We start from the raw sequence: 24260 nt of genomic DNA, 5'->3' as shown, positions 1-24260 counted from the left end.
TTCTTCGCTGTCTTAATGAATAATTTCTTGAAATTTTATTCCACTAAAAGAATTAAATGAGAAATCAAAACCATTCAATTTAATCATTTATGTTTAATCACTGTTATTTGTCACTTCTTTACAAGCGCAGCGTTTATTTGCCATTTTTGTAAATTAAATCGCAAAGGTGAAATAAACCTTTGACCAATTTAGTTTAAACAGTAAGATTTAGTCGCTTTTTATAAAAACTATTTCAATCTCGCTTTTTCATTAACCTCATGAACAATATCTATCTAGCTCATTATCCCAAATCATAAAAACATAGTTAAAATGTCATTAAAAAATCATTTAATAAATGAATAGTGATTTTAAAACGCTGACTTAGTTTTTTACGTATTCAATAGCGTTTTTTTAGTTATTTACTTGTCTGATTAGGCCGAATATTCATTCACTTAGCTTTGCATTCAATGCTATATACGACTATAAAATAATTAGCTGACACATTAGTTATCATTTGTTCAGCTGCCAGATATGTACAATAAAAAGACAAAAGTAGCTTAAAGTTTTGCCAAAGTGTTAAATCTTTTGCATTTAATATTTAACTCCCCTATTAGTAAAGGTATGATGGGCAATTAAATTAGTTAGTCTTCTAACTATTCGTGTTATTAGCTTTAGTTATAAATCTAATAAGACGAATACAGTGAACTATAAAAAACTGGCATTAAGCCAACCTGTTTCATTAACCAATGAGGTATTGCATGAGCGAGAATCATGACAAGTACAGTATTGATAATACGGACTACACCGTAGGTCAAGACAACGTACAAAAGTGGGGATTTGATATACATAACCCTGTATTCGGGATCAGTGCAGGGTTAATAGCACTTTTTTTAATCGCCGTACTAGTATCAGATGCCGAAGTAGCTAAAACAACACTAAATGGTATCAAAACCGATATTATTAATAATTTTGACGGCTTATTTATGTGGGCTGCCAACTTCTTTGTTATTTTTTGTTTAGTTTTAATTTTTTCACCATATGGCAATATCCGCTTAGGCGGTGACGATGCTAAACCATCGCATTCTCGTATTTCTTGGCTGGCAATGTTATTTGCTGCAGGTATGGGTATTGGCTTAATGTTCTGGGGTTTGCTGAACCAGTTGCATACTACACTGGTTGGTATGAAACGCCGCTCAATGTAACAGCTAACACACCAGAAGCCGCGAAAATGGCAATGGGTGCTACTATGTTCCATTGGGGTCTTCACCCTTGGGCAATTTATGCTGTAGTTGCGCTTTCGTTAGCATTTTTTACTTACAATAAAGGCTTACCTCTTTCTATTCGTTCGATTTTTTACCCAATTTTAGGTGATAAAGCGTGGGGGTGGCCTGGTCACATAATTGATATTTTAGCTGTATTAGCAACCTTATTTGGTTTAGCAACGTCACTTGGGCTAGGTGCACAACAAGCTTCTGCCGGTATTAATCATGTGTTTGGTTTTGAAGGTGGCGTAGGTTCACAAATTCTGGTTATTACAGGTGTTACATTACTAGCAGTCGTCTCTGTTATTAGAGGCATTGATGGCGGCGTTAAATTACTTAGTAACGTAAATATGCTCATTGCTTTAGTATTACTAGTATTTGTATGTTTAGTTGGTTTTGCGGTCTCTATGGGTAATATCCCTAACACGGTAATGGGGTATGTAGAGAACATTATTCCATTGAGTAACCCACATGGACGTGAAGATGAAACATGGATGCATGGTTGGACAGTATTCTACTGGGCTTGGTGGATTTCATGGTCACCGTTTGTAGGTATGTTTATTGCGCGTGTTTCGCGTGGTCGTACAATCCGTGAATTTTTAACCGCGGTATTACTTATTCCAACAGCGGTTACTATCCTGTGGATGTCTATCTATGGTGGCATCGCAATTGACCAAGTAGTTAATGGTATTGGTGCTCTTGGGACTGACGGTCTAACAAGTGTCCCTATGGCGATGTTCCAAATGCTTGATGAAATGCCAATGGCGAGTGTGCTTTCTTTCATTGCTATTGTATTAGTACTGGTATTCTTTATTACTTCTTCTGATTCAGGATCACTTGTAATTGATTCAATCACAGCAGGTGGCAAAATTGATGCTCCGGTACCACAGCGTATTTTTTGGGCTACTGTTGAGGGCGCAATTGCTGCTGCATTACTTTGGATTGGTGGTACTCAAGCGATTGAAGCACTACAAGCAGGGGCTATTTCAACCGGTCTACCGTTTACCATTGTTTTGCTATTAATGTGTGTAAGCTTAATTTTAGGTTTACGAACTGAGCCTCGCCCAGTTAAATAATACCCTACATTAAAAAACGCCGCTAATTGCGGCGTTTTTTTTACTCTATTTTTCCTATAATATTTTATAACGTTTCGCTAAAGCCAAATTTCACTCAGTGGCGTATCTAACCGATAATGATAACTCAGCTGAGCTTGCAGTAATTCTGCGGTGGCTAAAGCGTCAGTCAGTGCATTATGGTTTTGATACAATGGCAAGGAATAACGCTCCCTTGTATCACTTAACCGTAATGAACCTAGTTTTTTATTAAATAGCCTACCTAGTAGCCCTTGACGCGCTCTAAGCGCTCGCCTTTCAATTTCCATAGTGTCGACTAAAGCAAATTCAATACCTTCTTTTATACGTGTGAGCAGCGCATTATAAAAAAAGTGGCGCTCAATGGCAGCATAATGCACCACCACCACTTTCCCTTTAAGTGCATCAAGAAGTGGGGCTAAAATTCGATTGAGGTCGGGAGCTTCGTCCACTTCTGAGTGGGTAATACCATGGATAACAATCGACTCTTCACTCAAATCTCGTCGTGGTTGTACTACCCAGTGACGGCTCTCTTTACAGTAAATACGATTAACATTGAAAGGCACTAACCCAACACTAACAATATCATCGGTATTAGCGTCCAGACCTGTTGTTTCAAAATCTAGCGCCACAAAAGGTACGTCTTTAAGCGGAGCAGTCTGATTGGTAAATGCCTGCTTATAAAACTCCTTAAGCAACGAGTTTTGCGCACTATGTAAAAGCTGTTCGTAACGACGTGGCCAATCTAACGGTGATTTAGCCATAACTTATTTCACACCTGAATGAGCAGAATAACTAAACTTTAAAAAGCTTTGCGCTTTTTCTAAAATCGCAAAAGCTTCTTTTAAATTACTTTGCTCAAATGGTGAGAGTAAATGCGGATCTAAATCATTATCGGGCGCTTCCCCCTGCTCTATCTGCCATGCCTGATGGCGAATACGTACAGTGGCAATATATTCAAATGCATCACGCAAATCTTGTGCTTTGCCTTTGGGTAATAAGTTAGCCTCGATAATATCCTCTAAGCGCTCAAACGAATTTTGTTTACGTGAACCGACCGCTAATGCATGAACGCGAACCACATCAGATAGCGGCGCTGTACCACGACGTTTTAAGTTCATTGAGCGCTTATGTTGGCCATTGTGCTCAAGTACAAAGCCGTTAAAAAATCCCAATGGTGGCGTTCGATTGCGAGCATTAGCAGCAAGGTTAGCTAAAAAGCGTTTATTTACTTTGCTTTCTTTTGCCACCAGCGTTTTAAGCTCATCGGCCCACTTTAACTTACCCCACACACCATCTAAGTCAAAAAATATCGAGCTATTGAGCAGTGCTTGCGGTTTGGGCTCGGCCATCCAGCTAGCAAATTTTTCTTGCCATTGTTCGCGGGTCATACGCCATTTTTTAAACGAGGCCATAATTTCACCATCACAATAGGTATAGCCACACTTAGCCAAGCCATCACACACAAAGTCTGATAAGTTTTGAAAATACTCATCGTGCAATGCCTCATCGAAGCTATTATCTAAAATCAGTGCATTATCTTGATCGGTTACAATTAACTGCTCATCCCGTGCCATTGAGCCCAGCGCAATAAAACAATAAGGAATGGGCGGCTCGCCAAATTTTTCTTCTGCTAGGGCTAATAGGCGCTGTTTAAAGGTACGTCCTATTACTGCCATAGCGGTCCCTATCATATGCGAATTAGCATCTTCGTTTACCATACGCACAAACACATTAGGTAATTGGCGGGCGTAATGAACTAAGTCATCAACCGATTGCTGAGCTAAAATACCGCGTACTAACAATAAGCTACTTTGTGATTCATAGCGTAAAATATCAGATAGAGATATCACCCCTATTGGTCGCTTTTTATGTACCACAGGCAAGTGATGTAAGTTATCTCTTAGCATGGCTAAAACGGCTTCAAACACATAGGCGTTGCTATCAAGTAGTACTAAGCTTGATGTCATTACTTCTTTGGCGGGTGTATCATATGTTAACCCTTGGGCGACCACTTTAGTGCGAATGTCTCTGTCGGTTATAATTCCAACGACTTGACCGTCGTCTTCTTCTGGATCGTCGCTTATTTGTTTTTCTATATCAGTAACAAGTACTGAAGAGACCGATTCTTGTGTCATCAAAAACGCGACGTCTTGTATGGGGGTTTGTGTAGTAACAGTGACTACATCGCGATGTAATAATGATTTAACTTTTGCGGTGGTTAAATCATTGCTGTCGGCTTGCTCTACTATTGCTTGGTGCAAGCGTACGTTGCCATCCACTTCGAAAAAGTCAGCAAAGGTTTCGTATTTATCACAGTATTCGTTGAAGGTATTAACATTAATACAATACGTTAAGGTATCTTCAAGTGCACGAGCTGGAAACCGCACTTTGCGGTTCATCAATAAACCCATTTGGCCAAAAATACCGCCTGTAGCTAAGCGGTTATAGAGTTCACCATTACGACGTGAAATCTCAACTGAGCCACTACGAATAATATACAAGTCACTAATATCTTGCCCTAAATGCAGGATATCAGTTTCGGCACGAAAGTAAGCAACCTCTATTTGCATTGCTAATTCGTTCAATGCCTCAGTAGGAAGCGTATCAAATGGGGGATGTTCAACTAAAAATTGGGCTATTTCAACTTGCTCGGCCTGCATAGGGAATCCTTGTGGCGTGAATCTAGTTGAATTGTGAGCCTAATTGGCTATTTTTTCAAAGAAAAATAGCCAATTTACGTAAATAGTTAGCGATTAATTATCTACTTGCTCTAACTCATGCGCTAATTGTTTTGACTCATCGCCGCGAGGGCTGGTAAAACGTGCAAGTCCTAAATAAATCACCGGTGTTAAATAAAGCGTAAACAATACCGCTAATGCTAGTCCACCAAACACCACCCAGCCAATCGCATTGCGCGCCTCAGCGCCCGCACCTGTTGACATAATAAGCGGTAATGCACCCAATAAAGTAGAAATTAAGGTCATGGTAATGGGTCGTAGGCGTACCAGTGCAGCTTGTTCAACCGCTTTTCGAACACTAAGCCCGTTATCTCTTAATTGATCAGCAAACTCGACCAATAAAATTGCGTTTTTAGCGATTAAACCAATAAGCATTACCAGACCAATTTGCGAATAAATATTGAGTGATGTGCCGGTTAAATACAGTGCTAAAATAGCGGATGTAATACCAAATGGCACAGTAATCATCACCACAATGGCGCTGTTAACGTTTTCAAATTGTGCTGCCAATACTAAAAATACAATTAAAAATGCCAATACATAGGTCATTAATACTTCGTTTGAGGTCTCTTCAAATGTCAGAGCTTCCCCTTTAAACGCTAGGGTAATACCTGCTGGTAATGATTGCTCAGACACTTGTTTTATTTGCTCTACCAGTGTGGCAATAGTTAAACCTTCGGGTAATTCCATGCTTAATTCTATGGCACGTCGCTGAGCATGGCGCTCAAGCTCTGCAGCTACGCCTTCCTCTGTAATATTAGCGACACTACTGAGCGGTACTAATTGATTATCGCGGGCGCTTACATATAAATTTGCTAAATCACTGGGGTCATTAATGGTTTGATTTTGAGCCTGTAACATAATTGGTATTGACTGATCGCCAATATTTAAATCGGCTATATCGTCGCCATTAATGGCAGCTCTTAAAGTAATGGCTATATCACTTAACGATACACCGAGTTCTTCTGCGCGTCGTCTGTCTATATTGACGCGAAGTTGTGGTTGCGATGGCTGATACGATACGCGAACCGGTGCAACCTCAGGTACTGCTTTTTCAAGATCTGCTGAAAACTGCTGTGCAGTTTTAAATATTTCAAGGTAATCTTGCCCCAGCAAAGCAATTTCGATTCCGCCACCTTGGCCACGTAAGTTTAAACTATTAGCCCCCCCTGCGTATGCGGGTGCTCCAGGAATATTCATTAAAGGCTGTCGAATTTTATTGATGATTTCTTGTTGACTAAAGTTGCGTTCATCCCAGTGTTTTAAAGGCACAGTAATAAACACAATATTAGGGTCCCATTGACCAACTACTGTGTAAATAGATTCAATTTCACCGCTTTCGACGAAAGGCAGCAAAGTGTCTTCCATTTTAATGGCTTGCCTATCCATAAAGTTTAAGCCTACGCCATCTGGACCACGAGCAAATATTCTAATTTTACCGCGATCTTCTGTTGGTAGTAACTCGTTATCTAAGCTCATATACAACGCACCTGAACCACCAGCCACTAATAAACAAGCAATAAAGGTAAGCCACGCATGATCGAGTACTTTATGAATTGTTTTGGTATATAAATTAGCAAGTACGTTACCAAGCTTAGCAAATGGATGAAAACCGCCTTGCTTAAGCTTTAGCTTAGAGGTAAGTGCCGGCACTAACGATAACGCAACAAAGCTTGATATGATCACAGCACCGGCAAGAACACCGCCAAACTCTCTGAATAAACGCCCTGCTGTAGAGGGTAAAAAAGCGATGGGAACAAACACAGCTGCTAACACTGCCGTGGTGGCTATAACGGCAAAAAATACTTCACGGGTGCCAACAACCGCTGCGGCACGCCTGCCTAGCCCTAATCCACGTTGGCGTTGAATGTTTTCACTCACTACAATCGCATCATCAACGATTAAACCTGTAGCAAGTACCAATGCGAGTAAGGTTAAAATATTAATGGAAAAACCCAGTGCCCATATCAGTGCTAACGAGCCAATCAAAGCAACCGGAATGGCAAATGCGGGCACTAAGGTTGCGCGCCAAGAACCAATAAACACCCATAAAGTGATGATAACTAGCAGCACTGTCAGCACTAATGAGTTAATAACTTCATCCACTGAACTTCTAATAAACTGCGCATCATCTGATGTTAAGGTAAATTCCATCTGAGGAAAGCGTTCACGCATTCCCTCTATAAGCTTTAGAACTTCATCTGATATTTCTATGGTGTTAGATTGCGCTTGGCGGATAATTTCCATACCAATAACGGGTTTACCATTGAGCCTAACCATAGAGCGTGGATCTGCCGGGCCAAAATATACCGCGGCGATATCGCTAATACGGGTATCACCACGAATGATAATATCACCGACTTGATCTGGTGTGACCGAGGTAGCATCAGCACGCACAATGATTTGCTGATCGTTTGATTTTAAACTTCCTGCAGGCACATCAAAGGGAGCTTGCCTGAGAACGTCAGCAACATCAGGAATAGTTAAATTAAAGCTACTGAGCTTAAGCGGATCTATACGTACTCTAAGCACTCGTTCTCTATCACCGTTTAAGCGCACATCAGCAACACCGGGAATAGTTAAAAACTGTGGTGCTAAGTCAACATCAACTCGCTCGGTTAATGCCTCTAACGATAAACTCTCACTTGATACGGTGAGTGATACGACCGCCTCAGCATCATTATCGGCTTTTATAATAGATACACGCTCAACCTCTTCTGGGAGCTCTCTTTGCACTCGCGAAACTGACTCGCGTGTTTCATTAGCGGCATCATCCAGATTAACACCAGGTCTAAATTCAACCACAATACGTGAGCTGCCTTCTTCACTTTGTGCACGAATAGATTTAACTCCACTCACACGGGCAACAGCACCTTCAAGTTTGCTGGTGACTTCAGTGTCGACGGTTTCTGGGGAACCACCTGGAAACGAAGCTGATACCGTAATACGCGGCCTATCTACATCAGGAAGCTCTCGCACTTCTACGCCAGCTATAGCGGCGATACCGGCAATAATTATTAATAAGTTAAGCACCACAATAAGTACAGGGCGGCGAATTGCCATAGACGGCAAGTCTTGCATCATAGGTTGCTGTTTCATGGCTACTCCTGCGTACTAGCGATAGGTGCAGAAAAGCTTAATTCTTGATTGGCTCGCAAGCGCTGAACGCCTTCAACAACTAACGTATCGTTTGGCTGTAATGCCCCTGATACGAGTAAGCGTCCAGCCAAGCGTTGCTCTATTTTCACATCAACCCGGGTAGCTTTGTTATCAACACTTGTCCACACATAAGGACCCGTTGCGCCCCACAGTAGTGCTGCTTCAGGAATAGCGGCAAAGCGTTGACCTAATACTTTTATATGTACTCGAAAACTCATACCCGGTAAGAATTGTTGATCTTTGTTATTTAACTTTGCTTTGACTCTTAAGGTACGAGTTTGTGGGTCTATACGTGAGTCTAAATAGGCTATTTCTGCTTCAACAGGCGCTTGCGATTGCCATGGGAACACGCGTACGCTAGCATTATTTCTGAGCATCGCAATCGCTGATTCAGGCGCGTTAAAATTAATGTATAACTGGCGGGTGTCATCGATGCTGGCAATCATTGTTTGTGTTGTTATTCTGTCACCCACTTCAACGTCAGTCAGCCCCATAGTGCCATTAAAAGGGGCTCGAACTTGACGATCTTCTAATTCAGTTTCGGCTTGTATGAGAGTAACTTTTGCAAGCTCCACGATGGTTTTTGCATCGTCTACATCACTTTGCGGAACAGCTCCTTTAGCTTGGCTTTGTTTTAAACGTTTTAAAGTTCGCTGACTATCTGCTAATTTTATTTTAGCCTCTTCAAGGGCCGCTTTTTGCCTACGTGAATCTAGCTCAAGTAAAATATCACCTTCTTTAACCTTATCGCCAGGTTTAAAATGAACCGCTGCTACTTTGTCACCTACGGCAGGATATAAAATAACAGAATGGATAGCTTCAGCATTACCAACAGCCTGAACCTGCTGTTGGGCTTGTTCCATAGCGATATTTTCAACGACCACGCTAGCACCAGTTACTGGCAAACTAACCGATAAAAATAAGGCCGTTATGCCCATTAAAATATTTTGCGACTTCAAAGGATCACCCTAATTAATTATTATTTCCATTATGTTACGCAGTTTAACACCTCTATGATCAATAAATAGCTTAGTACGACTAATTAGCAAAACAACACGCTGAAATTAAACACCCACGTATTTAATACATATTCTTACACCAGCCTACAAAATCACCACATATTTTGTGCGTATTAAACACTATGATTTGGTCATTAGAGTGAATATACAAACGAGTATTTATGAATAAAAGTATAATTTTGGTTTTACTACTTAGTGGCTGTGCATCACAAGGGGTTGATCGTACGAGTCAAAATCAATTAATTAAACGCTATTATGCATCTGTTGAGTCAGAGCAAAAAGTAACACTTTCCTCAGAAGTTGGAACAGGCATAGCTGCGGGAGTTGGTTTTGGCTTTGTTGACAGCTTAGATGGCAACAGAGAAGAAATGATTGGTGGCGCTATTGTCGGCGGTTTAGTTGGAGGGTTATTTACTGCATTATTTGAGGGAGGTAATACGGCTTATCAGTATAACTTATACGCTGCTGATGAAGGTGAATTTACGGTTATTCAAAAGAAAAAACTCGATAAAAACACAGAATGTGTTCTTGTAAATTCAGCTAATAAAATTACACTTACGCCGATAGATAAAAGTTATTGTATTCGTTGATTAAGCTCAAAGTGAGTATCAAACCTTTAAGCTGCTAAGCAATGTAGCTCGCTATTTATAAATTACTTTTAAATAAAAAACCTCAGTATTTACTGAGGTTTTTTAATGAATAAATAAACGCGTGGTATTATTTATTTCGTTGTGCGTCTTTTTGCGCTTTTTTTGCTTCTTTACGTTGCTGTAAAGCAGCTTGTGCTTCGTTACCAATGTGGCCTTCACCGCGTGCTTGTGCCAATTCTATTTGCTTTTGACGCTCAGCAAAACGAGCGCGCTGCTCGTCGGTTACATCATCAATACAATGATGACACGACACCCCTTCCATGTATTCAGGCTTTTGTTTTTCTTCTTCTGTGATAGGCATCCGACATGCGTGACACTGATCATATGAGCCTTTTTGTAAGTCATGATTTACCGCGACACGGTTATCAAATACAAAGCACTCCCCTTCCCACATGGTTTCTTCTTTTGGTACTTCTTCTAGGTATTTTAATATGCCGCCTTCAAGGTGGTATACCTCATCAAAGCCCTGCTCTTTCATATAAGCTGTTGATTTTTCACAGCGAATACCACCTGTACAAAACATAGCTACTTTTTTATGCTTTTCTGGGTCGAGATTTTCTTTGGCCCACTGCGGAAATTCGCGGAACGTCTTCGTGTTTGGATCGACCGCGTTTTGAAACGTACCAATTTCAATTTCATAATCATTTCGGGTATCAACAAGGATAACCTCTGGATCAGAAATAAGGGCGTTCCATTCATTTGGCTTAACATAACTGCCCACTACTTTTAATGGGTCAACGCCCTCAACACCCATAGTCACGATTTCTTTTTTAAGTTTTACTTTAGTGCGGTAAAACGGGCATTCGTCATCATATGATTCTTTAGTAACAATATTGTCTAAATTAGGCTGGGTGTCTAACCACGCCAGTAAGTTATCTATGCCTTCACGTTTTGCTGAAACAGTACCGTTAATTCCTTCTGCGGCAATTAACAAAGTACCACGCACGTCGTTTTGCTCCATTACATTAAGTAAAGGTTGGCGAAGTGCTTCAAAATCAGGTAAAGAAACAAATTTATACAGTGCGCACACAACAAAGTGATCGCTGGTTACATTATCTTTATGGATAGCAGTCATGGTTTTCCTATTTTGCCTTTAAACCCCGCAAGGGGCGTTTACCGAATCGTAAATCCGGCGCATATGGGGCGCGTATTTTACGCTTTTTTTATTTAAATGCAAAAAAATGGATGATAATGCGCTTTTTACTGTTAGCGCAGTGGCTCAGTGGGCTATAATGCGCGGATAAATTTACAAGACTTGCTCATATTGGAGAAATATACATTGCACTTTACTGATCTTGGGATTGATACTCGCCTAGAAACACAATTAGCGCACCAAGGGATCACCCAGCCTACCGATATTCAAGCTCATGCTGTGCCAACGGCACTCGCTGGACATGACATTTTCGCTCAGTCAAAAACTGGGTCAGGCAAAACTTTAGCGTTTTTATTACCTGCAGTGCAGCGAGTAATGAAACAAAAAGCACTCAGTAAACGTGATCCTCGTGTACTTATTGTTGCTCCAACTCGTGAGCTTGCAACCCAAGTGTTCACCCAACTACGATTACTTATTGCCGGTACCAATATCAAGGCAGTTAAAATTCTCGGTGGTGAAAACTTTAACGACCAAATTAAAGCACTGCGCAACGACCCACATTTTGTGGTTGCTACACCAGGGCGCTTAGCCGATCACTTAAAGCAACGCTCTTTACAGTTAAGTGGCTTAGAGCTACTTATATTTGATGAAGCTGACCGTATTTTGGATTTAGGTTTCACCGACCAGCTTAAGTTAATTAATGAACTGGCAGATCACCGATTACGCCAGACCCTATTGTTTTCAGCGACATTAGATCATGCTCAAGTAGATGCCCTTTCGCGTAATTTATTAAAAAAACCAAAACAAATTATGCTCAGTGCAGCCAATGAGCAACACAGTGATATTAAACAAACATTGTATTTAGCCGATCATCTTGATCATAAAGAAGCGCTACTTGAGCATTTTCTTAATCAAGATAATGTAGGGCAATGTATTATATTTACCGCAACACGTGCTGATACCAGTCGCTTAAGCGAGGCATTAAATAGTAAAGGCTTTAAGTCTGTCGCACTAGCCGGGGATTTAACTCAAAGTAAGCGCCTTGATATCATGGATGCGTTTAGCCGTGAGAACTTTAAAATATTAATTACTACTGATGTTGCATCTCGCGGTTTAGATTTACTCAGTGTGACCCATGTTATAAATTTTGATTTACCAAAACACGCTGAAGAATACGTTCACCGTATTGGTCGCACAGGCCGAGCTGGTTTTAAAGGCAACGCGCTATCATTTGTTGGTCCTAAAGATTGGGCAAGTTACTTAGCAATAAAGTCATTTTTAAATGACGAATTGTCGTTTGCGGTGGTTGATGGTTTAAAAGCGAAATTTAAAGGCATCAAAGAGAAAAAGGTTACGCCAGTTAAACCAATTAAAAAGGTAGTGGCTGATAAAAAACCACATCAAAGACGCAAAGCGAAACCTAAAAAACCAGCAGCCCCAATTAAAGCACCACTCAACATTGATGGTGATACCCCGATGCGTCGTAAAAAAAAGCCTGAGCAGGAATAATTATGAGTAACCTTGGAACTACCCAAACCCTATTTGTAAAAGAAGTCAGTAATGAAGGTGCCTATTTAGATGGCCATGACTTAGGTGAAGTTTTTTTACCTAAACACGAGATTAAACATGAACTTGAAGCTGGCGATAGCATCAGCGTTTTTACCTTTTTAGATAACGCAAACCTGCCAACAGCAACAACTAAAAAACCACACGCACAAGTCGGTGAATATGCCCTACTGCGCGTTAAAGAAATAAACAGCATTGGGGCTTTTTTAGATTGGGGTTTAGAAAAAGACGTACTTGCACCGTTTAATGAACAAAAACCGCGTATGCAAGAAGGCTACTCTTATTTAGTCCGTTTATATCTTGATAATGCTAGTCAACGAATTTGTGCTTCAACCAACTTTAATCGCTTTTTATCAAAAGACGAGCCGCAATATAGCCACTTGCAAGAAGTTGATTTAATTGTGGCAGGTAAAACCGATATTGGCTACAAAGTACTTATTGAAGAATCTCATTTTGGTGTTGTATTTTACAACATGGTATTTAAAAACCTATTTGTTGGTCAAAAGCTTAAAGGGTTTATTCAAAAAGTACGTGAAGACGGAAAAATTGACGTCATACTTGAAAAGCCAGGTATGGGTAAAGTCAGTGAACTTGGCGAAAAAATTATGGAAAAACTAAAAGATGAAGGTGGCATATTAGCCATAGGCGATAAGTCTGAACCTGAATTAATTAAAAAAGTATTTTCGACCAGTAAAGCAAACTACAAAAAAGCCATTGGTGGGTTATTTAAACAAGGCTTAATTGATATTGAAGCTAAGTCTATTCGTTTAAAATAATTCAATAAAAAAGCCACCTAGGTATAAACTTAGGTGGCTTTTTCGTATCTAAAATTTATAACTTAATGTTTTTGTAAGGTAAGGTACAACGTGAATATTGATTTGAATATTCAATTAATTCTTTCTTAGACGTCATATTTAACGGCGCTAATCTAAAAACTTTTTTTGTACACTCATTCTGCATTTCATCGTGTACATCAACACACTCTTTGCTACTTATATTAAGTCCAGCTAAAACACTTTCATTTGTATAGCACAAATGCTGAGCATAATTTTGAGCGATTTTTTTAAACTTAAACAAATCAACGGGGTAATCAGATACCAAATCAGTAACATTCGAAACATCATCATACATTTTAGTTGAAAAAACATATTTATTAACAGCAAAGCCACTAATGATAATTACCACTACAAACATTATTAAACGCAAAGTTAGTTCCTCACTGCATAGCCGTAATTAAATGTAGCACAAACAAAAAGAGTTGTAATAAACTCCTTATAATTATGCAAACTTTAAGTTTAAGCTATTGATTTATTTACATCACTCAATACTTGCACCGGGTTTTGTGCCTGAGTAATAGGACGCCCTATTACTAGGTAGTCACTGCCAGCTTCAATGGCTTCTTTAGGTGTCATAATACGTTTTTGATCGCCCGCATCACTACCAGCAGGACGAATACCTGGGGTTACTAGTTTAAACTCGTCTCCCAATGCTGCTTTTAAACTTTGTGCTTCTTGTGCTGAACACACTACACCATCAAGGCCTGCTTGTTTGGTTAGTTTTGCTAAGTGCATCACTTGCTCTTGTGGTGATTTACTAATGCCTAAACGTTTAAGCTCTGCTTCATCCATGCTGGTTAAAACGGTCACTGCAATCAATAATGGGGCTTTATCGCCAAACTGCTCAAGTGCCTGCTTAGCTTTATGCATCATTTCAAAACCACCACTTGCATGAACATTAACCATCCACACGCCCATTTTAGCTGCAGCAGTTACTGCTTTAGCAACAGTATTTGGAATATCGTGGAACTTTAAATCTAAGAATACATCAAAACCTAAATCAACCAGCTCTTTAACAAATGCAGGGCCAAAATAAGTGAACATTTCTTTACCCACTTTTAATCGACAGGTATCCGGTGATAACTGTTTAACAAAAGCTAAAGCAGTTTGCTGATCATCATAATCAAGAGCGATAAGAATTTTTTTTGATTGTTCGAAAGACATAACTATCCTACTAGTGAGCGAAAAGTATAAAGATTAAAATCCGTCTAAGCCTCTGCTAGGCACAATGGTTTCCCAATGTTTACACGAAGGGCAATTCCAATAAATGGTGTAACTTGTAAAGCCACAATGCTGACATTGAAAGTCAGGCTTAGTTGCAATATATGAGGTAACAAGTTTATCTATTTGATTAAGCACATCTTTTGTATTTTTATTTTCGGCGCTCATTAACTGCAATAAAAAACTAAAACCACGAATTGTGGGCTGACGTTTTAAACTATCAGTTAAAAACTCAAAGGCTTGTTCAGTGTGGCCTTGCTCAAGCAACGCTTGGCAATGCTGTATTTTTATCATTACTCCACCTTTTTCTAATAACTCAGCAACGAGTTCATGAAACTGATGGGTTAATTTTAGTTGCTTATAACTATGCGCTAACTTATCAATAAATAATGGCGCAAAAAAGGTAAATTGGCAGATAAGTTCTCGCCAATAATAAATTGCTTTAACGTAATCCTCTTTTGTATAGGCAGACAAACCGAGTTCATATAGAGGTCTGATTGTTTTAAAGTTTAAGCTAATAGCTTTGCGCATAAGTTGAGGGTTATTACTGGCAATAGCATGTTCACAGTAAAAGTTTGCGATGGCTTTGAAGTGTTGCTCTTTTGAAAAAAGCTCAGTATGCGCTTCAAACATATTAATGCCTTTTTCCCATTCACGGGTCTGTGAATATAAGGAGATAATTGGCTCAAGAGCATCTTCATGGTTATTTTTTACCAGCCATATTAAATGTTCTTCTGCGCTATCGAGTAAACCTGCCATGATATAGTCTTCGGCTAATTCTAACCGACTATTGGCAGCTTGTTTCTCGTTAAGGCTTGGGTGTTTTAATAGCAATTCATGAATTTTTATTGCGCGGTCGAGCTCACCACGGCGGCGAAACATAGTGGCTAAGGTAGAATAGTGTTCTACAGAGTCAGCAGCTACTTCGAGCAAATTAATTAAATGCTCAAGCCCCTGATCTTCTTCTCTGTCTAGTAAAAACTTTAAGCCTTTACTGTATTCAGAAGTTATTTGACGATTAAATTGATGAGCCTGATTTTTCGCACTGTTTTTCCCCATGATCCAGCCATAACCGGCGGCAACAGGAAGCAGTAAAAACAACAGCTCAATCATAATTAGGTATCTTTGTTGGCAATACGCTTTTTATTATCTTTTTCAGGCGTTAATTGCTTTTTTAAACGGTAATTTTGCCACTTTAATTGCGTAAACAATTTAAAGCTCACAAAGCAACCCACTACAACACCTAACAAAAAGCAGATACTTATTATAACGGCTAAAGGTAATGTATTACTGGCTATTATGTAGTTAATTTGTGTTAATTGTGGATTTTGCGAACCCAATACAAATGCACCAATTAAAAATAGTGCTGCCAGAATAATTTTTAATACCTTGAACAAGTAACTACTCCAATAAGTTTACTAAGCAATGCTCTCGTTTACACGGTCACGTAGTTCTTTGCCTGGCTTAAAATGAGGTACATGTTTACCATCTAACTCTACAGTTTCACCTGTTTTAGGATTTCGACCTGTACGAGGCGCACGGTAATGCAAAGAGAAACTTCCAAAACCTCGGATCTCAATACGATCTGAAGAAGATAATGAGCCGGCCATTTGTTCAAGAATTTCTTTAACAGCGTTCTCAACATCTTTAACTGGAATATGTGAATGTTGTTCAGCAAGTGTTTCTATCAGTTCTGACTTAGTCATAGCGTTTCCTTAAAAAGAAATAGTGGAAGGGCATAAACTGCCCTTCCAATTAAAAGACTATAATTAATTAGTCTTTTTGTGCATTTGCGAAAGCAGCTGCCATTGCGTTTTCGAACACTGGCTCTTCTTTCTTAAGCTTCTCTAGTACTTCTTTCTCTTCTGCTTCGAAAAGAGCTTTAACAGATAAGCTTAAAGTGCGGTTCTTACGATCAACACCAACGTATTTAACTTCGATTTCGTCGCCTACAGAAACAACAGTAGTTGCATCTTCAACGCGCTCTTGAGCGATATCAGCTACACGGATGTAACCTTCAACGCCTTCGATAAGTTCAACAGTTGCGCCTTTCGCATCAACTTCAGTCACTTTACCTTTAACAATAGCACCTTTTTTGTTTGCATCAAGGTAGTTATTGAATGGGTCAGCTTCGATTTGCTTAACACCTAGAGAGATACGTTCACGCTCTGGGTCAACTTGCAATACGATAGCAGTGATTTCGTCGCCTTTCTTGAATTCACGTACAGCTTCTTCGCCAGGTGTATTCCAAGAAATGTCTGAAAGGTGTACAAGACCATCAATACCACCGTCAAGACCGATAAAGATACCGAAGTCAGTGATTGATTTGATCTTACCAGTAACTTGGTCGCCTTTGTTTTGTAGACGAGCAAATTCCTGCCAAGGATTAGCAATACATTGCTTAAGACCAAGAGAAATACGACGACGTTCTTCGTCGATTTCAAGAACCATAACTTCAACAGTGTCACCAAGTGAAACAACTTTTGAAGGGTGGATGTTCTTGTTAGTCCAATCCATTTCAGAAACGTGTACTAGACCTTCAACGCCTTCTTCGATTTCTACGAAGCAACCGTAATCAGTAAGGTTAGTTACACGACCAGAAAGTTTAGAACCTTCTGGGTAACGACCAGCGATAGCTGCCCATGGATCTTCGCCAAGCTGTTTAAGACCTAGAGATACACGAGTTTTATCTTTGTCGAATTTAAGAACTTTAACTGCGATTTCGTCGCCAACATTAACGATTTCTGAAGGGTGCTTAACACGCTTCCACGCCATGTCAGTAATGTGTAGTAGACCATCAACACCACCAAGGTCAACGAATGCACCGTAGTCAGTAAGGTTCTTAACGATACCTTTAACTTCTTGACCTTCAACAAGGTTAGCAAGAAGCTCTTCACGTTCTTGTGAGTTTTCTGATTCGATAACTGCACGACGTGAAACAACAACGTTGTTACGTTTTTGATCAAGCTTGATTACTTTAAATTCAAGCTCTTTGCCTTCAAGGTGAGTTGTGTCACGTACTGGACGAACATCAACAAGTGAACCAGGTAGGAAAGCACGGATTGAATCAACTTCAACAGTGAAACCGCCTTTAACTTTACCGTTGATAACACCAGTAACAGTCTCTTGCTCTTCACATGCTTTCTCAAGACGGATCCACGCTTCGTGACGCTTCGCTTTCTCACGAGAAAGGATAGTTTCACCGAAACCGTCTTCGATTGCATCTAGTGCAACATCTACTTCGTCGCCAACAGCAACTTCTAGTTCACCAGCAGCATTTTTGAACTGCTCTGCAGGGATAGCACTTTCTGATTTAAGACCAGCATCTACAAGTACAATGTTGTTCTCGATTGAGATTACTGTACCTTTAACGATAGAGCCTTGCTCTGCTTCAAAACCCTTTAAGCTTTCTTCAAATAACTGCGCAAAATTTTCTGACATACGAATATACGTCTCATATATTAATACCAATAAGCAACCATGCTGCATGGGGTTGTTAAAATAGCACTGGCGTCCTGCTGGTGCATAAAATGTGTTTAGCTTCGTTTAGGAAGCTTACCTTCAGAGATGCTTGAATCTAATAAAGTTATAACTTTATCAAAGACTTGCTGTGCGTTGAGTTCGCTAGTATCAAGCTCAATCGCATCCTCTGCAGGTACAAGCGGCGCAACGGCGCGATTCATATCGCGATCATCACGTGCTTGAATGTCTTGTAATAGACCACTTAGTGTAACATCAAGCCCGCGCTCATTCAACTCAACAAAACGTCTGCGAGCACGTTCTTCTGCGCTTGCGGTTAGAAATATCTTTAATGGCGCATCAGGAAACACAACAGTGCCCATATCGCGACCATCAGCAATTAAGCCATTTTCAGTTCTAAACGCACGCTGGCGACGAAGTAACGCTTCACGAACTCGTGGCAATGCCGCCACTTTAGACGCTGCAGCTCCCACTTCTTCATTTCGAATAGTGGTTGTTACGTCTTCGCCTTCTAAAATAATCTTTCCTGCATTAGTGTCACTGTCTATCAAAAACTGCACATCAAGATTTGCAGCTAATGGAACAAGTGCTTCTTCGTTATCTAACGCAATTTGGTGATGAAGTGCTGCAAGTGAAAGTACGCGATAAATTGCACCGCTATCTAACACATCCCAGCCTAATTTTTCAGCCAATAAGCGACAAACAGTTCCTTTACCAGAACCACTTGGGCCATCTACGGTGATTACGGGCATTAATAACGCCGGCATTTAAAACCTCCTTCAATGCACACCAAAATAAACCGCCACATTATACGTCAATTATTAAAGATTATCCGCTTTTAGTATGTAACTTTTTATAAATACTTATAAATAGCCTATTTACTGACAGATGCTAACACGTTGAAAAATGTTGGGAATGTCTTGTAAGTACAGGCTGGATCGTTAATAGTTATGGGCTTACCCCCTACTGCCACCATTGCAAAGCACATGGCAATACGGTGGTCATCATAGGTATCTACAGCCACATTATTAAACTGTTTTGGCGGTGTGATCTCAATAAAGTCATGCCCTTCAACTACTTCAGCCCCTACTTTTTTAAGCTCAGTGGCCATAGCGTGTAAACGGTCAGTTTCTTTTACTCGCCAGTTATAAATATTGCGAATTGCCGTTGGCCCTTTTGCAAACAAGGCAACTGTAGCCAGGGTCATTGCAGCATCAGGTATTGCATTAGCATCAATATCAATACCGTTAAGCTCACCTTTACGAACAACTAAACGTTCGTCATACCAATCAATTTTGGCACCTACTTGCTCCATAACGTTAGCAAAACCAATATCACCTTGAACTGATTTAGCACCGACGCCTTTAATTTCTATTTCGCCGCCGGCAATTGCTGCAGCAGCAATAAAGTAAGAAGCAGATGAAGCATCCCCTTCGACCATAATTCGCTCAACGGCTTGATACTGTTGTGCACCTTTTACAAAGAAAGTACTGTAATTGTCATGCTCAACGGTAACACCAAAACGCGCCATTACATCAAGAGTAATATCAATGTAAGGCTTAGACACTAACGTGCCTTTAATTTTAATTTGAGTATCACCTTTAAATAACGGTGCAGCCATAAGCAACGCAGTTAAAAATTGGCTTGAAATACTACCGTCAATTTCGACTTCACCACCGGAAATTTTCCCGCCGACAATTTTAAGTGGCGGATAATCTTTATTTTTTAAATAACTAACATTACCACCTAAGGCTTGCAGTGCATCAACTAAGTGGCCAATTGGTCGCTCTTCCATACGTGGCTCACCAATTAACTTATACTCCCCAGCAATCGCTGCAAGCACGGCCGTTAAGGGACGGTATGCTGTACCTGCATTACCTAAAAACAGTGCTTCAGTTGGCGTTTTAAATACGCCACCTACACCTTCTACGGTCGCGATGGTTCGCTCATCATTAAGTGTCACATTCACACCGAGCTGCGCTAAGGCGCCCAACATATGGCGAATATCATCACTGTCTAATAAGTTTTCTACAACCGTGGTGCCGTTTGATAGTGCAGCCAATAATAGAATGCGATTTGACAAGCTTTTCGAACCCGGCAGAGTAACACTGCCATTAACCTGTGAAATAGGCGCTAAAGAAAGTTGCTCCATTAGCTGTTCTCCTTTGCGAAAGCCGCCATAAAATCAACTAATGCTTTAACCCCTTCCAGTGGCATTGCGTTATAAATACTCGCGCGCATACCGCCAACAATACGGTGCCCTTCAAGCGCTAATAAGCCCGCTTCTTTTGACTCTTTAACAAACTTATCATTTAGGCTTTCATCAACTAACCAAAAAGGCACATTCATACGTGAACGACAATGTTTTGCTACCTTGTTGGTGTAAAAATCAGACTCATCGATAAAGTCATAAAGCAGCTGAGCTTTGGCAGTATTATGTGTTTCCATGGCTTTTACACCGCCATTTTGCTCAAGCCATTCAAATACTTCAGCTGCTAAATACCATGCAAATGTAGGTGGAGTGTTAAACATACTGCCTTGTTTTGCTTCAAGGGCGTAATCCAAAATACCTGGCTTAGCTAGCCCTTCACGCTCAAGTAGCGTTTTACGAACAATTACGATAGCAATACCCGATGGGCCGATATTCTTTTGAGCACCTGCGTAGATTAAATCAAATTGATTAACGTCAATTTCGCGCGATAGAATAGTCGACGACATATCGGCGACAATCGGTGCTGTTGGGTGACTGGGTACATCAAAAATCTCTAGACCATCTACAGTTTCATTTGGGCAGTAATGAATATATGCAGCATCGGCTGGTAAAACCCAATCGGCTACCTGCTTAATAGAAAATAAACCGTTATCATCATTACGTACATCAATTGTGTGAGTTTGAGTAAACTTATCGGCTTCGCTAGTTGCACTTTTTGACCACACGCCGTTTTCACAATACACCGCTTTTTTTCCATCAACGTGGAGGTTTAAAGGTACGGCACTAAATTGACCTCGACCACCGCCGTGCATAAACAGCACTTCAAACTCATCACTAATATTCATTAAGCGACGTAGACTAGCTTCACACTTAGCCGTTAATGCTAAAAATTCTTTACTGCGATGGCTCATTTCCATTACTGAAACGCCAAGCCCTTGCCAGTCTAAAAACTCTTTTTGTGCTTTTTGCATTACAGCCGGTGGTAACATTGCAGGACCCGCACAAAAATTATAAATACTCATTACCTTTTCCTCATTCCAGTAATTTAACTTGAATTAAACTAATTTAATTTTTTTCAACCACATAAAAAAAGCGGCCAAGGCCGCTTTTTTCAATCTCAATTATTCTGAAGGAGGATTATCATCCGCTACTTCATCTATAACCGTATCTACTGTTTCAACGTCTTCGATATCAATCAAGTCACTTTCAGTCACTTCAATCTCTTCTATACGTTGTAAACCAACTACTTGCTCTTCGTCAATAGTTCTGATCAAAATAACACCTTGGGTGTTACGTCCAACCGTAGAAACTTCATTAACGCGAGTACGTACTAAGGTACCACGATTCGAAATAATCATTATTTCGTCGTTGTCATCAACTTGTACAGCACCAACAACGGCACCATTACGCTCACTCACCTTAATTGATACAACACCTTGTGTTGCACGACTCTTAGATGGGTAGTCTTCAAGTTGAGTACGCTTACCGTAACCATTTTCTGTCACTGTTAATATTGCACCGTCATTCTTTGGTACAATCAGTGATACAACACGTTGATCGTCTGGCATCTTAATACCACGAACACCCGTTGCAGTACGACCCATAGGACGTACACCTTTGAAGCGAATCTCAGGCTTACCTTCTTCATCAAGAACAGGGTTACCATTTTCATCAACTACCGTGGTTTCTTCAGCTTCTTTAAAGCGTACAACTTTACCCGCATCAGTGAACAACATAATTTCGTTGCTACCATCGGTAATATCAACACCAATTAAGCTATCACCTTCGTTTAAGTTAACGGCAATAATACCGCTTGCACGTTGACGGCTGTAGGCCGTTAATGGTGTTTTCTTAACCGTACCAAATGCTGTAGCCATAAAGATGTATTTATCATCTTCATAATCACGTACAGGTAAGATAGCTGTAATACGTTCATCTGCTTCAAGTGGTAATAAGTTAACAATTGGCTTACCGCGCGCTGCGCGACTTGCAAGTGGTAACTGGTACACTTTAAGCCAGTATAATCGACCCGCAGTAGAGAAACATAAAATAGTATCGTGGGTATTGGCAACAAGTAGACGTTCAATGAAATCTTCATCTTTCATCTTAGTTGCTGACTTGCCTTTACCACCACGACGCTGCGCTTCGTAATCACTTAACGCTTGATACTTAACGTATCCTTCGTGTGACAAGGTCACAACCACGTTCTCTTCGTTAATTAAGTCTTCAAGGCTAATATCGTGTGCTGCGGCATTAATTTCAGTGCGGCGCTCATCACCATATTGCTCTTTAATTTCAACTAACTCATCACGAATAACTTCCATTAAACGTTCCGGACTTGCCAAAATGAATAATAGTTCAGCAATTAGGTCTAGTAACGATTGGTATTCAGTAAGAATTTTTTCGTGCTCTAGGCCCGTTAGTTTGTGTAGACGTAGGTCTAAAATTGCTTGAGCTTGTTGCTCAGAAATATAGTACTGACCATCACGAATACCCAGCTCGCTTGCTAACCAATCTGGGCGGGCAACATTGTCTTCACCGGCTTTATCAAGCATGGCTTTAACATTACCTAATTCCCAAGGACGCGCTGTTAGTGCAACTTTTGCTTCAGCAGGTGTTGGTGACTTACGAATAAGTTCGATAATTGGGTCAATGTTTGCCAGTGCAATCGCTAAACCTTCTAGCGTATGCGCACGGTCACGGGCTTTGCGTAAATCAAATACCGTACGGCGAGTAACAACTTCACGGCGGTGAATAATAAACTCTTCAAGCATTTCTTTTAAGTTGAAACACTTAGGCTGGTTATTAATTAACGCAACCATATTCATACCAAACACAGTTTGTAACTGAGTTTGTGAATAAAGGTTGTTCAAAATAACTTCACCTACGTCACCACGTTTGATCTCAATAACGATACGCATACCGTCTTTATCTGATTCATCACGTAATGCGCTGATCCCTTCAATTTTTTTATCTTTAACTAGCTCAGCGATTTTTTCAATCAAACGGGCTTTGTTAACTTGGTAAGGGATTTCATGAACAATAATCGTTTCGCGGCCAGTTTTCTCATCGGTTTCGATGTCAGCACGCGCACGCATGTACACTTTACCACGACCGGTTTGATAGGCTTGTTCAATGCCTTTTTTACCGTTAATAATCGCCGCAGTTGGGAAATCAGGCCCTGGGATGTAATCCATTAACTCAGTAATAGTTAATTCAGGGTTTTGAATAAGCGCTAAACAGCCATTCACTACTTCTGTTAAGTTGTGTGGCGGGATATTTGTCGCCATACCAACAGCAATACCTGACGAACCATTAACTAACAGGTTAGGTATTTTAGTCGGTAACACATCAGGAATTTGTTCTGTGCCGTCGTAGTTAGGCACAAAATCAACCGTTTCTTTTTCAAGATCGGCTAATAATTCGTGCGACATTTTTGCCATACGTACTTCTGTATAACGCATTGCCGCTGCTGAATCACCATCAACCGAACCAAAGTTACCCTGACCATCAACTAGCATATAACGTAGTGAGAATGGCTGAGCCATACGTACGATGGTGTCATAAACTGCACTGTCGCCGTGTGGGTGGTATTTACCGATTACATCACCGACCACACGGGCCGATTTTTTGTAAGGCTTGTTCCAGTCATTACTAAGCTCGTTCATTGCAAACAAGACGCGGCGGTGAACAGGTTTTAAACCGTCACGTACGTCTGGTAATGCACGTCCTACAATTACACTCATGGCGTAATCTAAGTAGGAGTTTTTTAACTCGTCTTCAATATTGACTGGCAGAATTTCATTGGCGAGATCAGTCATTTGATATCACATTCCTTCAGTATCAGCTCTTAACAACCCATTATTAGGTATTAAGAGTGTTTGTTATTATTTCTAAGCAACCATGCTATCACAATTAATTTTAATTTACAGGCGCAAAACTTTGCGATTT

Annotated in this window: 18 protein-coding genes and 1 pseudogene; 4 read left to right on the top strand and 15 right to left on the bottom strand. The window is 40.3% G+C overall.

Features of this window, described 5'->3' with window-relative positions:
- Positions 1–737 precede the first annotated feature (737 nt).
- Positions 738–2317 (top strand): annotated as a pseudogene (locus tag ACNSN3_RS06525) (BCCT family transporter).
- 77 nt (positions 2318–2394) lie between these two features.
- On the opposite strand, the gene ACNSN3_RS06520 reads toward ACNSN3_RS06525, so the two are convergent.
- From ACNSN3_RS06520 to ACNSN3_RS06505, 4 genes are all read right to left on the bottom strand, one after another.
- The gene (locus ACNSN3_RS06520) at positions 2395–3096 is read right to left on the bottom strand and encodes a 3'-5' exonuclease (protein WP_010389939.1); all 702 of its coding nucleotides are present in this window, start codon (positions 3094–3096) and stop codon (positions 2395–2397) included.
- Positions 3097–3099: 3 nt separating this feature from the next.
- Complete coding sequence (locus ACNSN3_RS06515; protein ID WP_010389938.1) at positions 3100–4995, bottom strand: DUF294 nucleotidyltransferase-like domain-containing protein; 1896 nt, start codon at positions 4993–4995, stop codon at positions 3100–3102.
- A 93-nt stretch (positions 4996–5088) separates the two neighbouring features.
- Positions 5089–8172, bottom strand: a complete 3084-nt coding sequence (locus ACNSN3_RS06510) for an efflux RND transporter permease subunit (protein ID WP_418608823.1) — start codon at positions 8170–8172, stop codon at positions 5089–5091.
- A gap of 2 nt (positions 8173–8174) precedes the next feature.
- Entirely contained in the window at positions 8175–9170 is a 996-nt protein-coding gene (locus ACNSN3_RS06505) for an efflux RND transporter periplasmic adaptor subunit (protein WP_418609051.1), read from the bottom strand.
- 242 nt (positions 9171–9412) lie between these two features.
- On the opposite strand from ACNSN3_RS06505, the gene ACNSN3_RS06500 reads away from it, so the two are divergent.
- The gene (locus ACNSN3_RS06500; RefSeq protein ID WP_418608822.1) at positions 9413–9841 is read left to right on the top strand and encodes a hypothetical protein; all 429 of its coding nucleotides are present in this window, start codon (positions 9413–9415) and stop codon (positions 9839–9841) included.
- 127 nt (positions 9842–9968) lie between these two features.
- Here ACNSN3_RS06500 and ACNSN3_RS06495 read toward each other — a convergent pair whose 3' ends face one another.
- Positions 9969–10976, bottom strand: a complete 1008-nt coding sequence (locus tag ACNSN3_RS06495) for a rhodanese-related sulfurtransferase (protein WP_075169263.1) — start codon at positions 10974–10976, stop codon at positions 9969–9971.
- 204 nt (positions 10977–11180) lie between these two features.
- Between ACNSN3_RS06495 and ACNSN3_RS06490 the strand changes: the two genes are divergently transcribed.
- Both ACNSN3_RS06490 and ACNSN3_RS06485 read left to right on the top strand, forming a co-directional pair.
- Positions 11181–12503: a DEAD/DEAH box helicase gene (locus ACNSN3_RS06490; protein WP_418608821.1), complete on the top strand. Its 1323-nt coding sequence runs from the start codon at positions 11181–11183 to the stop codon at positions 12501–12503.
- Between the two features lie 2 nt (positions 12504–12505).
- Complete coding sequence (locus tag ACNSN3_RS06485) at positions 12506–13336, top strand: S1 RNA-binding domain-containing protein (RefSeq protein WP_054200878.1); 831 nt, start codon at positions 12506–12508, stop codon at positions 13334–13336.
- Between the two features lie 55 nt (positions 13337–13391).
- On the opposite strand, the gene ACNSN3_RS06480 is transcribed toward ACNSN3_RS06485, so the two are convergent.
- The 10 genes from ACNSN3_RS06480 to gyrA form a co-directional block, all read right to left on the bottom strand.
- Entirely contained in the window at positions 13392–13766 is a 375-nt protein-coding gene (locus tag ACNSN3_RS06480; RefSeq protein ID WP_418608819.1) for a hypothetical protein, read from the bottom strand.
- A gap of 89 nt (positions 13767–13855) precedes the next feature.
- Positions 13856–14560 (bottom strand): orotidine-5'-phosphate decarboxylase, encoded by a 705-nt coding sequence (pyrF, locus tag ACNSN3_RS06475; RefSeq protein WP_054200877.1) that lies wholly within the window; start codon positions 14558–14560, stop codon positions 13856–13858.
- 33 nt (positions 14561–14593) lie between these two features.
- Positions 14594–15730, bottom strand: coding sequence for a lipopolysaccharide assembly protein LapB (gene lapB / locus ACNSN3_RS06470; RefSeq protein WP_054200876.1), 1137 nt, complete (start codon positions 15728–15730; stop codon positions 14594–14596).
- 2 nt (positions 15731–15732) lie between these two features.
- The gene (locus tag ACNSN3_RS06465) at positions 15733–16014 is read right to left on the bottom strand and encodes a lipopolysaccharide assembly protein LapA domain-containing protein (protein ID WP_008114742.1); all 282 of its coding nucleotides are present in this window, start codon (positions 16012–16014) and stop codon (positions 15733–15735) included.
- Between the two features lie 21 nt (positions 16015–16035).
- Positions 16036–16323 carry an integration host factor subunit beta gene (gene ihfB, locus ACNSN3_RS06460; protein ID WP_008114744.1) on the bottom strand — a complete coding sequence of 96 codons (288 nt, stop codon included), beginning with the start codon at positions 16321–16323 and terminating at the stop codon, positions 16036–16038.
- 67 nt (positions 16324–16390) lie between these two features.
- Complete coding sequence (gene rpsA, locus ACNSN3_RS06455) at positions 16391–18058, bottom strand: 30S ribosomal protein S1 (RefSeq protein ID WP_002961176.1); 1668 nt, start codon at positions 18056–18058, stop codon at positions 16391–16393.
- Positions 18059–18153: 95 nt separating this feature from the next.
- Positions 18154–18864, bottom strand: coding sequence for a (d)CMP kinase (gene cmk / locus ACNSN3_RS06450; protein WP_010389925.1), 711 nt, complete (start codon positions 18862–18864; stop codon positions 18154–18156).
- Between the two features lie 107 nt (positions 18865–18971).
- Complete coding sequence (gene aroA, locus ACNSN3_RS06445; RefSeq protein WP_418608818.1) at positions 18972–20249, bottom strand: 3-phosphoshikimate 1-carboxyvinyltransferase; 1278 nt, start codon at positions 20247–20249, stop codon at positions 18972–18974.
- Positions 20249–21331, bottom strand: a complete 1083-nt coding sequence (serC, locus tag ACNSN3_RS06440; protein ID WP_010389922.1) for a 3-phosphoserine/phosphohydroxythreonine transaminase — start codon at positions 21329–21331, stop codon at positions 20249–20251. Before serC ends, aroA begins: the two co-directional genes overlap by 1 nt.
- 99 nt (positions 21332–21430) lie before the next feature.
- The gene (gene gyrA / locus ACNSN3_RS06435; protein WP_055013303.1) at positions 21431–24130 is read right to left on the bottom strand and encodes a DNA topoisomerase (ATP-hydrolyzing) subunit A; all 2700 of its coding nucleotides are present in this window, start codon (positions 24128–24130) and stop codon (positions 21431–21433) included.
- Between the last annotated feature and the right edge of the window lie 130 nt (positions 24131–24260).

Source organism: Pseudoalteromonas sp. US3C1004, assembly GCF_048401065.1.
GTDB classification, from domain to species: domain Bacteria; phylum Pseudomonadota; class Gammaproteobacteria; order Enterobacterales; family Alteromonadaceae; genus Pseudoalteromonas; species Pseudoalteromonas undina.
This window is presented reverse-complemented; position numbering and strand designations above follow the sequence as displayed.

Bases quoted from the DNA above. Each gene is read 5' to 3' on its own strand.
- ACNSN3_RS06515 (WP_010389938.1), bottom strand. From the start codon at position 4,995: ATGCAGGCCGAGCAAGTTGAAATAGCCCAATTTTTAGTTGAACATCCC.
- ACNSN3_RS06520 (WP_010389939.1), bottom strand. From the start codon at position 3,096: ATGGCTAAATCACCGTTAGATTGGCCACGTCGTTACGAACAGCTTTTA.
- rpsA (WP_002961176.1), bottom strand. From the start codon at position 18,058: ATGTCAGAAAATTTTGCGCAGTTATTTGAAGAAAGCTTAAAGGGTTTT.
- ACNSN3_RS06485 (WP_054200878.1), top strand. From the start codon at position 12,506: ATGAGTAACCTTGGAACTACCCAAACCCTATTTGTAAAAGAAGTCAGT.
- cmk (WP_010389925.1), bottom strand. From the start codon at position 18,864: ATGCCGGCGTTATTAATGCCCGTAATCACCGTAGATGGCCCAAGTGGT.
- gyrA (WP_055013303.1), bottom strand. From the start codon at position 24,130: ATGACTGATCTCGCCAATGAAATTCTGCCAGTCAATATTGAAGACGAG.
- ihfB (WP_008114744.1), bottom strand. From the start codon at position 16,323: ATGACTAAGTCAGAACTGATAGAAACACTTGCTGAACAACATTCACAT.
- ACNSN3_RS06495 (WP_075169263.1), bottom strand. From the start codon at position 10,976: ATGACTGCTATCCATAAAGATAATGTAACCAGCGATCACTTTGTTGTG.
- serC (WP_010389922.1), bottom strand. From the start codon at position 21,331: ATGAGTATTTATAATTTTTGTGCGGGTCCTGCAATGTTACCACCGGCT.
- ACNSN3_RS06510 (WP_418608823.1), bottom strand. From the start codon at position 8,172: ATGAAACAGCAACCTATGATGCAAGACTTGCCGTCTATGGCAATTCGC.
- pyrF (WP_054200877.1), bottom strand. From the start codon at position 14,560: ATGTCTTTCGAACAATCAAAAAAAATTCTTATCGCTCTTGATTATGAT.
- aroA (WP_418608818.1), bottom strand. From the start codon at position 20,249: ATGGAGCAACTTTCTTTAGCGCCTATTTCACAGGTTAATGGCAGTGTT.
- ACNSN3_RS06505 (WP_418609051.1), bottom strand. From the start codon at position 9,170: ATGGGCATAACGGCCTTATTTTTATCGGTTAGTTTGCCAGTAACTGGT.
- ACNSN3_RS06500 (WP_418608822.1), top strand. From the start codon at position 9,413: ATGAATAAAAGTATAATTTTGGTTTTACTACTTAGTGGCTGTGCATCA.
- lapB (WP_054200876.1), bottom strand. From the start codon at position 15,730: ATGATTGAGCTGTTGTTTTTACTGCTTCCTGTTGCCGCCGGTTATGGC.